A 13,956-nucleotide genomic window follows, 5' to 3' on the forward strand; every position below is an offset into this window, starting at 1 on the left:
TATTAGGTGAAACCATGAACAAGAAAGCCTTTTTAAAAGCCTACCAAACGATTAATAAGCTCGCTGAGCCTAAAGCACAGGTACCAACTGAACCTGAATACCAGTCTGACCTCTATAAGAGTGCAGAAGATGAAGCGCTTATCAAAGAGTACCATTTTGCAAAATTTAAAAAAAATTTAGCTCAGGCCCAAGGCCACCCAGAACTTCAGTCTCTTATCAATAAAGAAGACTGGAGCGAGGAAGACACTAAAAAGCTATTAGCTATGTTGCGATAAGTTCAGCGGTTTATTTAAACTCGGTAGTCCTCTCTCGACTTATCACCAAGGCTTTCGTTTTTTCAAACTCCTCATCTAAGATAAGCTGCCCTATTCCACTTTGATTATAAAGCACACTTTTACATCTTGTTTCAGGCTTGCGCCAACGTACAGACATTCTTCGTCTTTGAGTCAGTAAATTTAACGGCGAAGCGCTAGAAAACAACACGCGATTCAAAGTATCAAAACAATTTAACAACTTAGCTGGAAAGTTATTTTTTATGCCACTTGTCGTAACTTGCAAAATTTGTGGGCCATGCTTTCTAAAACGTATTTTGATTTGATAAACAAACGAGTAGTGCACATCACCCGATAAAATTATAAAGTTTGGTGGTGTTTTTTTATGCCTAAAAATATTTAACATCACATTGGCAGATCCTGGATGCGCCATCCAGTTTTCAGCATCAACCATTAATGGCCGCCCTACAAAAGTAAATATTTTCTGAATTACTTCTATCAGCTTTACACCAAATACTGGTGCAGGTGACACCAAAATAACTTCTGGTTCATTGATTAGCTCTTGCTGCATTTCTATAAGCGCCTCCCAATCCATCAAACCAGAGGGTTTATTCGCTTTGGATTCAGAACGCCACCTTTGAGTTCTAGTGTCTAACACAAGGATTTTAGGCGAAGTCGCTAAACTATAATGCCACTTATTCCAATCTAAGATACGATCAACTAACTCATCTTGCTGACTAAACCCATTTTGCCCAAAATAAAGAGACACATCGTTTTGCAATTCCTCAAACCGGTTTGGCTGATTCCCCCACCCCTGACAAAGCCAATATGCAATCAAGCTATTACCAATTACACGACGACCTAATGGATTTGAATAAATAGCCTCTTCCCACGCTCTCGTTAGATTCCAGTCATCAGTGACATCATGATCGTCAAAAATCATATAAACAGGTAAATGCGCCATTAGTCTTTGTACTTTAGTTAAGCCAAGTACAAACTCTTTTAACGTCTTAAATTGAGATAGGTAAGTATCTTGATGCTCTTTGGGGATGCGAGCTAATCCCAGTTCACAATCCACCAATTGCCAACAGCTTGGCGACCAAACTAATAAATACATGGCAAGCATTTCGGATAAGCTGATTAAGTGGTTTTCAGCAGAGTCTGAACTAAATATGGGTTGCTCACCCTTAATATTAAAGCTAGTAAACTGACAGTTTGGTAAGAGTTTTTTACGCCCATAATAGGTATCAGCATGAGCGATAAGTGTTTGGCTATCTGGTACTAACTCATTATCGATACGTTCATCGAACAAGCCCAGTTTTTTGATAATTTGATGGATAGCCACCAAGGTTGGCCCTGCAACATCATCAGCATAAATTTGGTCGCCAGAGAATATCATCAAAGCAGGACGACCTGAGGTATCAAGATGTGCTGTCGACAAGACTTGATCGGCCGCTAATAAACCATCTTCACTTGCATGATGAGGCTTACGACAAGAGCCATGTAAGATATTATCGACACGTGATTTAATCATGAACCCTGGTTTATCTTGATCATGATAACAAAGCGAAGGAATGAGCTTAGTTATCTCATCTCCATTGACTCTCAACTGATATTGAATAAGCACATTTTGCTCTAGTGGTTTACTAGGCGAATAATGAATTAGCTGAATGAAACAATGCTCACCCACTTGCACTTCTTGTTGACTAGCCTCAAGCGATTGAGACTCAAAACATTGACCAGCCTCGCCATAGAGAGACAGTTCAAATTTAGATGGTCGACTTGTTACTAACCAAAACGTTAGTTCATCACTGGAAATATGTCGTAAAACAGGTCCTGCCAACACCATGGGTAAAGTCATCTCCCCCTTCCCTAGAACATCTGTCACAGAACCTCTCTTTTTAATATCAATAGAAAACCACTTATTCCATCATTATACCCAGCAATAAAAGCTGCAAAAAGTCCATTTTTAGATTCTTATAAATAGCTTACATACCGAAAGCCAATTACTTTTCTTTTTCACTTATTATCTTCAGCATTTCATCTTAAGTGAAAGCACCAGATTTCAAAGCACCTATCCAAGCAACAAAAATACAAAAAGCGAATATAGCGTCAAAGTTTGTTCAATTAACAATCAATCTAGCTATTTATGGCTTTTTATCAAAACTTAACGACTCAAAATTATAATTTTCTATCTTCTATTTTATGACTTGCACCTGTATCTTACGCAGCCGGTTTAGGATAGCCGACCCCATTAATCAAGTTACCCACGCAGGAAGCGTCAGGTAGTTCCCGTTTTTAGAATCATAAAAATATGCAAAAACAGATGACCTCAACCCAAAGTTATTCCAGTAAAACATGGTTAAGCTTTTTAATTCCGTCTTTATTGGGTCTTTTCTTATTTATTACCCCTATTGATTATAATGACGCAATCACGATTCCAGTCGCTATCCTAGCTAAAGAGTTGCAGGCACTAATTGGTGATCAAATGACTATGATCATCTCTGCCATTATTGCTATTTCTGCCCTTATTTCACTTTTAGCCGTAGTGGTAAAACCCGACTTCATTACCCGTAGCCACTACTTAAAAGAATTATTCCAAGTTAGCCCTTTTTGGTTGGTTATACGTATTATGGGCGCCGTACTAGCCATAGTCACTTTCACTCAGGCAGGCCCAGCCATGTTTCATGATGGCGCAACAGGTGGACTTGTATTAAACGATCTACTGCCTGTTTTACTATGTGTGTTTATTTTTGCCGGTCTTTTATTACCCTTGCTGCTTAACTTTGGCTTACTTGAATTAATGGGCACCTTACTAACCGTAATTATGCGCCCCATTTTCAAACTACCTGGCCGCTCTGCTATTGACTGTCTAGCGTCTTGGCTAGGTGATGGCAGCGTCGGCATTTTGTTAACTAGCAAGCAATACCAAGAAAAGTTTTACACCCAGAGAGAAGCAGCCGTTATTGGCACCACTTTTTCCGCAGTTTCAATAACCTTTAGTTTGGTCGTTATTGCACAAGTTGAATTAGAGGCTTACTTCTTACCCTTTTATCTAACCGTGTGTTTAGCGGGTTTTGTCTGTGCAGTTATCATCCCAAGACTACCTCCTCTTAGCTGGAAGAAAGATGTGTTTATTGATGGTAGCCAAGTTGATGGGGAAAGAGATAAACGCCCTGACGACAGCAGCCTTTTCCAATGGGGAATGCAACAAGCTTTAAGCCGTGCAGAGCAAGCGCCTAACCTAAGCAAACTAGCCGCTGAAGGTTCACGTAACGCTGCTGATATGGTACTTGGCGTATTACCTGTCATTATGGCAATTGGTACTGTCGCTCTTGTTATCGCAGAAAACACACCGATTTTTGATTGGTTAGGTCAACCTTTTGTACCATTTCTAGAGCTACTACAAATTCCACAGGCTGAAGAAGCGTCAAGAACTATAGTCGTTGGATTTGCTGATATGTTTATCCCCTCTATTTTGGCAGCATCAATTGAGTCTGACATGACTCGCTTTGTAATAGCTGCAATGTCTGTCACCCAACTTATTTACATGTCTGAAGTTGGTGCACTCTTGTTAGGCAGTAAGATTCCAGTGAATATCTTTGAGTTATTTGTCATCTTTTTACTTAGAACGATTATCACCTTACCTGTTATTGCCTTAATGGCTCACCTAATTTTTTAAATTAGACAATCAAAAAAGGCGGAGCCACTTAAAGTGAGTCCGCCTTTTTTATCAACTTAAGCTAATTATTTTATCTTAGCATCAATATCACTGGCATTATGGCGCTCAGGGACTTGTTCATTTTCTTCACCCCAAGAACGGTTCACAATTCTACCGCGCTTCACTGCCGGTCTTTCTCTAATATCTCTCGCCCATCTCATTACATTCTGATAGGACTCAGCATCTAAAAATTCTGCCGCATTATAAGCTTCATTTAATGCCACATTACCGTACCAAGACCAGATTGCGATATCGGCAATCGAATACTCATCACCACAAATATAACGCTTACCTTCAAGTTGCTTATCTAGCACATCAAGCTGACGTTTTGCTTCCATTGTGAAACGATCAATACAATATTCAATTTTCACTGGCGCATACGCATAAAAGTGGCCAAAACCACCACCTAAATAGGGTGCACTACCCATTTGCCAAAATAACCAAGACATACACTCAGTTCGCTTAGCAAAATCTTTCGGGATCAAATGCCCAAATTTTTCAGCCAAATAAAGAAGAATCGCACCAGATTCAAACACCTTTTGTGGCACTTCAAGGCCATTATCAAGTAAGGCTGGAATTTTTGAGTTCGGGTTAATATCAACAAAACCCGAAGAGAATTGGTCCCCTTCCCCGATATTAATCAGATAAGCATCATACTCAGCCTCTTTCACACCTAAAGCCAGCAGTTCTTCTAGCATTATGGTGACTTTAATACCATTTGGTGTAGCTAAGGAATATAACTGCAATGGATTTTTGCCAACAGGCAAATCTTTGTCATGAGTCGCACCAGAAATAGGGCGATTGATACTTGCCCAAGTGCCGCCACTTTCTGCTTCCCATTTCCAAACTTTAGGCGGTATGTAATCGTTATTATCTTGCATTATCTACTCCTTCAAAATATATCATTTCACTATAAAGCCTTAACGCGTCATAACAAGGGCTTAATAACAAACTTATGACAAGAAAAAAGTAAACTATAAGGAAACAAAAAATGGCCCATATTAAATATGAGCCATTATCTGAACAACACTTCAAAGACGCTTTATATACTATTACACCTTAAACTTAGCAAGCGCTTCCTCTTGTTGCTCTGTCAGCTCCACCATGACCTTACACAACCCCTCTTGGCTCATAGCTCGATCTGATACTGACTGACTTATGTTACGTATATTTTGAGTATTCTGATTAATTTCTTTTGTCGTCATACTTTGTTCTTCAGCAGCGGTTGCTATCTGAACATTCATGCCGTTAATTGCATCAATACTAGCGCGAATTTCATTTAAAGAAGTACTCGCCTGTACAGCAACCTGTTGGGTTTCATCCGCATTTTCACGACTTTTCAAGATAACTGATTCTGCATTTTTCACACCAACTTGCAGCTGAGATATCATACCTTTAATTTGTTCAGTAGATTCTTGTGTCTTAGAAGCCAAGGTACGAACTTCATCCGCTACAACAGCAAAGCCTCGTCCTTGTTCACCAGCACGCGCAGCCTCAATCGCCGCATTCAATGCCAATAAATTTGTTTGATCTGCAATGTCAGTAATAACCGTCAGAATGGACTCTATATTATTGCTGTAATTAACCAGCTCATTAATCGTGGTCACAACACTACCCATTTGTGTTGTTAATTGCGCGATGGAAGCTGACGTTTTATCAACAATTTCAACTCCATTTTTTGCAATGTCATCTGCTTCACTTGCTTTTTGCGCTGCACTTTGAGCGTTCCCTGCAACATCATGCGCAGTAGCAGACATCTCACTCATAGCAGTAGCGAGTTGATCCAATTCAGACAATTGTGAATTTAACTCTTGTGCAGCTTGAGAGGACGAATCTTCGGTCTTATCAGTATTTAACCTAACTTGGCTTGAAGTTGACTTAACTTCCTTAATCAAATTTTGTAGATAACTTAGGAACTGATTAAAGTCTTCCGATACCTTACCAAATTCATCATTACTGTTTATATCTAACCTTTTAACCAGATCACCTTCACCACAATTAATATCTTGTAGTGACTCTCTTAATGCTTTTAAAGGAAGCAATAATTGAGAAACTACGTAATAAAGTACAGCAGAACAAAGCAAGGCAGCGATTATCGTACTAATGAGAGCAATCCAACCAAACTTTTCTACATCAGACATCACTTTATGCTTTTCAAGCACAACACCAATATACCAATCAGTGCCATATAAATCCGATAGTGGACTATAAGTGGTGAATACATCAGTACCGTCCATTAACTCAGTAGGTTTAAGATTCACTCCAAAGCTAGACTCGCCACCTTTGATTAAATCAGAAACATTTTTACCGTTAAAATCTAATTGAGGGTGACTAATAATATTGCCTTCTTTATTCAAAATGAAAGCATAGCCAGTATGATTAAAGTTAAGGGTATTCACCGCATCAGATACAGTTTTTAAGCTTAGGTCACCACCAAATGCACCTTTAAACTTACCATTATCGTAAAAGTTTGCGACAGCAGAAATTAATAATTCACCAGAGACTGAGTCAGCATAAGGTTCTGTTAAAATGGCTCTTTTATGGGCCTTAGCAAGCGGATACCAAGGGCGCTTTCTCGCATCCCAATTTGCCGGATTCCAAGATGGATCATTTGTTATACGTTTACCATCTGACGACAACCCACCAAAAATCAGCAAAAATTCTTGCTTATAAAGTGGCAAATCAAATGTTTTTTGAATATTAGCGCTATTAAAGTCAGTTTCAATATTCTGCGCTGCAATATCAATCAAAGCTAACTTACTGTTTAACCAGTTATTTACCTGTACAGCCAGTGCCTTACTTGTCTCTTGTGTGCTAATTGTTGTTTTCTCAAACAATGCAGTTTTTAAGTTACTGTATTGCATCCATGAGTAGATGGAAAAGACTAAAACGACAACAAAAGATGCGCAAAGAGCAACTTTATGGGAAACCTTCATAAATTCACCAATATATTTAGTAGGATTTAAAATTTAACTTTTCGCTTATTTATTAAGAGTGGATCACAAAGTGCGATTTATCCATTTTAAACAAACAGTTAGTTAAAAATATTTCTAATACCCCATGATAACAGGTGAATCGAATGACACAATCCTTACAGAAAAATGACATTAAAAAAACTTATAACGCTTATCCTATTGACGACTCACCCCACTTTTTAATCAAAAATTGATCAATACCGACATGGTCTAATAGTCTAGCGACAATAAAATCAATCATATCCCCAATGGTTTCTGGATTATGATAGAAACCTGGTGAAGCAGGCATAATCACAGCCCCCATGCGTGTAAGCTTAAGCATGTGCTCTAAATGTATTTCAGAATAAGGCGTTTCTCTTGGTACTAAAATCAATTTTCGTCTTTCTTTAAGCACAACATCTGCCGCTCTTTCTATTAAGTTATTACTGGCTCCCGTTGCAATTGCCGATAAACAGCCTGTAGAGCAAGGCACGACGACCATAGATGAAGGCGCTGAAGACCCCGAAGCGACAGGTGAAAACCACTGCTCCTTATTAAATACTTTTATTTGATTTTCTTTTGCTTCAAAAGCCTGTGACAAATGCGCCTCTTGCGCCGCAGCTTGCCCTGGTAGCTTAAAGTTCGTTTCTGTTGCCATCACAATTTGTGCCGCTTTGGATATCATCACAAAAACTTGAACATCAGCCTTAACTAACAACTCAATTAAACGCAATCCATACTGCACACCAGATGCACCTGTTATAGCAACAGACACTCTTTTATCAAACATAGAAACACCTCAATAAGCGCTAATTTACAGGTAAAAAAGAAACGATTTATAAACAATTATATGGGCTATCGCCATATACCCACAGTTATCCACAGTTTCTGTGCATACTTTTATTGTCAACGACTTAGGGCTTGTTTATGAGAATTTAAATAAAAAAAATGCGGGCATAGGCCCGCATTTTTTTAACACTAGAGAACTAAAACTTAGTTTTGGTTTTCTAGTTGAGCTTTGATCAAATCACCGATAGTGGTAGGACCATTTGCTTCAACTTGTGCTGCTTTCTCTGAATGAGTCTTCATTGCTGCTTTCTCTTCAGAAGCATCTTTCTGCTTGATAGAAAGTGCGATAGTGCGAGCTTTACGATCAACATTGATCACAGCAGCTTCAACAGAATCACCTTCTTTCAATACAGAAGTTGCATCTTCAACACGGTCACGGCTTAGCTCAGATACTTTAAGTGTTGCTTCAACACCTTCAGCTAGAACAACTACTGCGCCTTTAGCGTCAACTTCTTTAACGGTACCAGTTACGATAGCGCCTTTGTCGTTTTCAGCTGCGAAACCAACAAATGGGTCTTCTTCAAGTTGTTTAACACCCAAAGAAATACGCTCGCGTTCAGCATCGATAGACAATACAACAGTTTCAAGGTTATCACCTTTCTTGTATTGACGAACTGCTTCTTCACCAGTCTCATCCCAAGATAGGTCAGATAGGTGTACAAGACCGTCGATACCGCCTTCAAGACCGATGAATACACCGAAATCAGTGATAGACTTGATGCCACCAGAAATCTTGTCGCCTTTGTTGTAAGAAGTAGCGAACTCTTCCCATGGATTAGGAGTACACTGTTTAACACCTAGAGAAATACGACGACGTTCTTCGTCGATGTCTAGGATCATAACTTCTACTTCATCACCAATTTGAACAACTTTTGATGGGTGGATGTTCTTGTTTGTCCAATCCATTTCAGATACGTGAACAAGACCTTCAACACCTTCTTCAAGTTCTGCAAAGCAACCGTAATCAGTTAGGTTAGTAACTTTAGCAGTTACTTTAGTACCTTCTGGGTAACGAGCTTTGATTGCTACCCATGGATCTTCACCTAATTGCTTAAGACCTAGAGATACACGGTTACGCTCACGGTCAAACTTAAGAACTTTAACGTCGATTTCATCACCAACAGCAATGATTTCGCTTGGGTGCTTAATGCGTTTCCAAGCCATGTCAGTGATGTGAAGAAGACCGTCAACACCACCAAGATCAACGAATGCACCGTAGTCAGTAAGGTTCTTAACGATACCTTTAACTTCTTGACCTTCTTCAAGAGAAGCAAGCAATGTTTCGCGTTCAGCGCTGTTTGTCGCTTCCATAACGGCACGACGAGATACAACAACGTTGTTACGTTTTTGATCAAGTTTGATAAGTTTAAACTCTAGATCAACACCTTCTAGGTGAGAAGTATCACGGATCGGACGAACGTCAACCAAGGAACCAGGTAGGAAAGCACGGATATTAGCGATGTCAACGGTGAAACCACCTTTAACTTTACCGTTAATAACACCAACAACGATTTCGCTGTCTTCGTATGCTTTCTCAAGAACTTCCCAAGTCTCAGCACGCTTAGCTTTCTCACGAGAAAGCTTAGTTTCACCGAAACCATCTTCTACTGCGTCTAGAGCAACTTTAACTTCGTCACCGATTTTAAGAGTAAATTCGCCGCTTTCAGATAGGAACTGAACACGTGGAATAACACCTTCAGATTTAAGACCTGCATGAACGGTAACCCATTCATTGTCGATGTCTACAATAATACCGGTAACAATTGAGCCTGGCGCCATTTCGACGGTTAATAAGCTCTCTTCAAACAGCTCAGCGAAGCTTTGAGTCATTTTATTTCCTATTAAGTAAGTATGGAAAACCATACTGTAACCGTATTGCCAGCAAATACGGGTCAATTTTAAAAAAGTGCGAGATAGACTCTGCTGGCGCCTATCTCAGGGATAATTTGTTTCAAACGCTTTAAAGTATAGCGTCATTAGCGCCAAAAAACAGATCAGTTAATACCCTTCTTTGCCACTTCGGCAAGAATAGATTCAACGACCTGTTCTATGGATTGATCTGTACTGTCAACAACCAAGGCGCCGACGGCCGGCACTAGAGGGGCAACGGCACGATTTGCATCACGCTCGTCTCTTTCTTGAATGGTGCTCACTAATTCTTCAATATTAACACTCTCACCCTTCGCTTTCAATTGAAGGAAGCGTCGGTTTGCACGTTCTTCTGCACTTGCTGTTAAAAAAACCTTAACAGGTGCATCAGGAAATACGATTGTTCCCATATCTCTTCCGTCTGCCACTAAACCAGGCTCATACGCAAATGCATGCTGGCGTAAAAGTAACCCTTCGCGAACTTCCGGAATAGCCGCAAGTTTTGATGCATTATTACCAACCACTTCCGTGCGAATTGCTTGAGTCACATTTTCGCCTTCTAGCACAATCTCAGTTTCGCCATTTTCTCCGTGACGAAATTGAACATCCAAATGCTCAGCTAAAACTTTTAATGTGTCAGCATCGTCCATCGCCATCCCATGATGGGCAGCAGCAAGTGCTAATAGGCGATACAACGCACCACTATCCAATAGATTCCAGCCTAGTTTATCAGCAATAACCTGACTCACTGTGCCCTTACCAGCGCCACTCGGACCATCTATTGTGATGATAGGTGCCTGATTGATCATATTCTTTCCTCTCTTGTTATTGAGCTATTTGGCAATGGAAGCCTAATGACTCAACAATAGTTTCAAACTCTTCAAATTCTTCCAACAGCTTATGACAATCATTAACTGTCACTGGGCTGCGACTACGCATACCCAAAGCCAACATAGCTAAGGCTAAATGATAATCACCCGCGCTATCCAACTCACCACCACAAGGAATGCAACCTTCAATTTCCAATACACCCGCCTGTAAGCGGCATGGCACACCAATAATAGTTAAGGCATCCACAAAGGTTGTCACTCTATCTTCCCAGTGATAGGGCAAGTTATGTATTCCTTCTATTCTACTGGTACCTTTTGCGTACACAGCTGCAACACACAGCAGTAGCAACTCGCTACACACTGATAAAATCTCTGATTCAGCAACGGTAAAACCTGTAAAAGCAGCAAAGCTAACTTTTATCTGCCCTTCAGTTACAGCAAACTGTTGTTCGCTATGCACATCTTGCAATTCAATATTAGCGCCATTCTCTTTTAGTATTCTCAAGAATACTGAACTTATCTGAGAGACCGCTGCATTACCAATCGTCAACCTTGACCCTGGCGATAAACATGCAAGCAAAACAAGCCATGCCGCTTTATTGTCATCTGCTGGAACATCTAAACAGGCAGCCTGAGGCTTTTGCCCCGACTGTACAGCCAGCAAACTGGTGATTTCATCAACACTTTGAGCATCTTGCTCACAGGAAAATAGAGATAAAACAGCATCAACACCTTCTAAATTCCTCGGGAGTTTGAGTTCAACCTCTTTCTGACTCATTACCCCAGCAATTAGCGCGGCTAATTTTAACTGCCTTGAGCGCCCTTTAACATCAATTTTATACTGATTTATCAATTGATTTTCAGTCGCTATTGTAAAAGGCAAACAACCTGACTCAGAAGTCGTCACACTCGCCCCCATTGCCTTGACGACAGCCAACAACTCAACAAAAGGTTGCGAACTTAAATATCCTTCAGCAATAAAAGTAACGGCGAACTTTTGCGCTGCCAATACAGGCAACAACACATGCAAGCTTAACTCGGATTCATGCACATTAATCGGGGCAATAGGTGCTTTTAATCCATTTAAGCCAACACCATGAATACGAATTCGTTGACCACCAAAATCTTCTACAACCACACCCATATCTCTCAGAGCCTGCAAGGTAACTTTTACTCCTTGGCCCATATCAAGATTAGAGAACTCACTTACACCCTCGCTTAGGGCAGCCATAGTAATCAGACTATGCGACAGAAATTTGTCACCACGAACATTAATTACCCCTTTAATCAGTGAAGCGGGCAATACCTTAATGGAAATAGGCTTTGCAGTCGAAGCACTTGAGGAAGATCTCGCTTCTAATAAACGTAAAAAATGATCTCGCGCAGACTTTGCTCGGGTAAAAACACCGAACATAGCAGGACCATCACCTACTTCAATGGAATGTCTCAATTGCTGTAAATGATCAGTAAATGAATCTAAGGACTCTAATGTGGCATCTTTATTTGCTAAAAAAACATCTCGCCACATAATAGGATCACTTGATGCGATACGAGTAAAGTCTCTAAATCCACCTGCGGCAAATCTAAACACATCCTGACTACGTTCGCTATTTGCCAGCGCATCCACCAAAGTATAGGCAAGCAAATGCGGCAAATGGCTTGAACCAGCTAAAACATGATCATGATGAGTCACATCCATACTCACCACATCAGCACCAATTGCCGCCCACATTCTATGTAGTCGATCAACTAAAAGTGCATCACTGTTTGGCAAGGGCGTTACTATGACTTTATGATTTTCAAAAAGATTTGGATTTGCAGCTAATACACCACTTTTTTCAGCACCCGCTATAGGGTGACCTGGAATGAAGTTAACGGGAACAGATCCAAATACTTTCCTTGCAGCCTCAACAACACTCCCCTTAGTCGACCCGACATCTGTCACTAAGGTTGTATCCAACAAAAATGGTTTTATCTGTTCTAGCACAACTTCCATTGCCCTCACTGGCGTAGCTAGAATGATAATATCCATTTTTTCAATAAACTCAGTATTCAGCTCAGCTTCAAAATCAATCACATGAGTTGCAACACCTAATGTCAGTTCATCATGGCGTCGATCAGAACCAAAAAGATAAGCAAGACTTCGCTCTTTTAACGCTTTAGCTACTGAGCCACCTATCATGCCCAAACCAACAATTAACACATTACCAAAATGCTCATCAGTTTTTTCAAACTGATTAGATTGCAACTCAGACAACGTAAACACCTTATACTTCAAATTAAATTCGTCACTTTAGAAAAGTGACATTCACAAACAGGATTAAAGAACGGCGATAGGATATGAGCCTAACACCTTCACTTCTGACGCCCGCTTTTCAAGATCTTTTATAACAGCAAGCGAGTTAACCTCATCCGCATGACCTTCAAAATCGATATAGAAGATATATCCCCAACGACTCATTAGTGATGGACGAGTTTCTAATCGAGTCATACTGACATTATGCTTCTGAAATGGCTCCAATAATTTATACAAGGCACCTGGCTCATTTTTAGCACTAATCAGAAGAGAGGTTTTATCCTTTCCACTTGGCAAGACATCTTGGTGCCCTATCATCAAGAAACGGGTTGTATTATCTGGATGATCTTCAATGTTTGATGACAGCTTAGTCAATGAGTAAAGTTCACTGGCAATATCACCCGCAATAGCGGCAATCGCTGTTCCATTTTGTGCAGCATCTGCCACCATTTTAGCGGCCTCAGCATTTGAGTTAACCGCAATACGTTCAGCGTGCGGCCAATACCTGTCCAACCAAGCGCGACACTGAGCCAAAGATTGCTGGTGAGAATAGATGTGAGTCACCTTTTCAGCATCAACATTAGGTGCAACCAACAAATGATGATGAATACGTAATTCAACCTCTCCACAAATTTTCAGTGTAGAGTTTCTAAAGCTATCCAAGGTGTGGTTAACCACACCTTCGGTAGAGTTCTCTACTGGCACAACACCATAGTTAGCAGCACCAGATTCAACCTCACGAAACACCTCATCGATCGCCGCCATAGGCGCACTAATAATAGAACGACCAAAGTGCTTTATTGCTGCTTGTTGAGTAAAGGTGCCTTCAGGCCCTAAAAAGGCAATACGCATCGGCTTTTCAAGCGCAAGACATGAAGACATTACTTGACGAAAAATCTTCGCCATTTCTTCATTACCTAACGGCCCTTTATTACGCTCCATAACGCGTCTCAACACTTGCGCCTCACGCTCGGGACGATAAAAAACAACCGCTTCGTCACCCTGCTCTGATAGCTTTACATCAGCTACTTTTTGCGCACATTGGGCACGTTCATTAATCAGAGCTTGTATTTCAGTATCTATCGCATCAATTCGATCCCTTAACAAAGGTAAGGTATCAGGTACATTTGTATTATTTTTTGGCACGTTTTCTAGCAACCTTTCA

Annotated in this window: 10 protein-coding genes; 2 read left to right on the plus strand and 8 right to left on the minus strand. The window is 40.4% G+C overall.

Features of this window, described 5'->3' with window-relative positions; all coding sequences use genetic code 11:
- The first annotated feature begins 14 nt into the window (after positions 1–14).
- Positions 15–275, plus strand: coding sequence for a hypothetical protein (locus Q0A08_RS07750; protein ID WP_046016394.1), 261 nt, complete (start codon positions 15–17; stop codon positions 273–275).
- 10 nt (positions 276–285) lie between these two features.
- Here the strand turns inward: Q0A08_RS07750 and Q0A08_RS07755 are convergent, their stop codons facing one another.
- Complete coding sequence (locus Q0A08_RS07755) at positions 286–2,160, minus strand: alkaline phosphatase family protein (RefSeq protein WP_438466002.1); 1,875 nt, start codon at positions 2,158–2,160, stop codon at positions 286–288.
- Positions 2,161–2,586: 426 nt separating this feature from the next.
- On the opposite strand from Q0A08_RS07755, the gene Q0A08_RS07760 reads away from it, so the two are divergent.
- Positions 2,587–3,954: a YjiH family protein gene (locus Q0A08_RS07760; protein WP_438466004.1), complete on the plus strand. Its 1,368-nt coding sequence runs from the start codon at positions 2,587–2,589 to the stop codon at positions 3,952–3,954.
- Between the two features lie 65 nt (positions 3,955–4,019).
- Here the strand turns inward: Q0A08_RS07760 and yghU are convergent, their stop codons facing one another.
- From yghU to pheA, 7 genes are all read right to left on the minus strand, one after another.
- Complete coding sequence (gene yghU, locus Q0A08_RS07765) at positions 4,020–4,874, minus strand: glutathione-dependent disulfide-bond oxidoreductase (protein ID WP_438466006.1); 855 nt, start codon at positions 4,872–4,874, stop codon at positions 4,020–4,022.
- Positions 4,875–5,045: 171 nt separating this feature from the next.
- Entirely contained in the window at positions 5,046–6,929 is a 1,884-nt protein-coding gene (locus Q0A08_RS07770; RefSeq protein WP_438466008.1) for a methyl-accepting chemotaxis protein, read from the minus strand.
- A gap of 190 nt (positions 6,930–7,119) precedes the next feature.
- Positions 7,120–7,737: a flavin prenyltransferase UbiX gene (locus tag Q0A08_RS07775; RefSeq protein WP_438466010.1), complete on the minus strand. Its 618-nt coding sequence runs from the start codon at positions 7,735–7,737 to the stop codon at positions 7,120–7,122.
- Positions 7,738–7,940: 203 nt separating this feature from the next.
- Positions 7,941–9,626 (minus strand): 30S ribosomal protein S1, encoded by a 1,686-nt coding sequence (rpsA, locus tag Q0A08_RS07780; protein ID WP_438466011.1) that lies wholly within the window; start codon positions 9,624–9,626, stop codon positions 7,941–7,943.
- Between the two features lie 164 nt (positions 9,627–9,790).
- Positions 9,791–10,474, minus strand: a complete 684-nt coding sequence (gene cmk, locus Q0A08_RS07785; RefSeq protein ID WP_438466013.1) for a (d)CMP kinase — start codon at positions 10,472–10,474, stop codon at positions 9,791–9,793.
- 16 nt (positions 10,475–10,490) lie between these two features.
- Positions 10,491–12,761: a prephenate dehydrogenase/arogenate dehydrogenase family protein gene (locus Q0A08_RS07790; RefSeq protein ID WP_438466015.1), complete on the minus strand. Its 2,271-nt coding sequence runs from the start codon at positions 12,759–12,761 to the stop codon at positions 10,491–10,493.
- Positions 12,762–12,815: 54 nt separating this feature from the next.
- Positions 12,816–13,937: a prephenate dehydratase gene (gene pheA / locus Q0A08_RS07795; protein ID WP_438466017.1), complete on the minus strand. Its 1,122-nt coding sequence runs from the start codon at positions 13,935–13,937 to the stop codon at positions 12,816–12,818.
- Between the last annotated feature and the right edge of the window lie 19 nt (positions 13,938–13,956).

Origin of the sequence: Marinomonas sp. PE14-40 (assembly GCF_051623805.1) — a bacterium.
Classification (GTDB): domain Bacteria; phylum Pseudomonadota; class Gammaproteobacteria; order Pseudomonadales; family Marinomonadaceae; genus Marinomonas.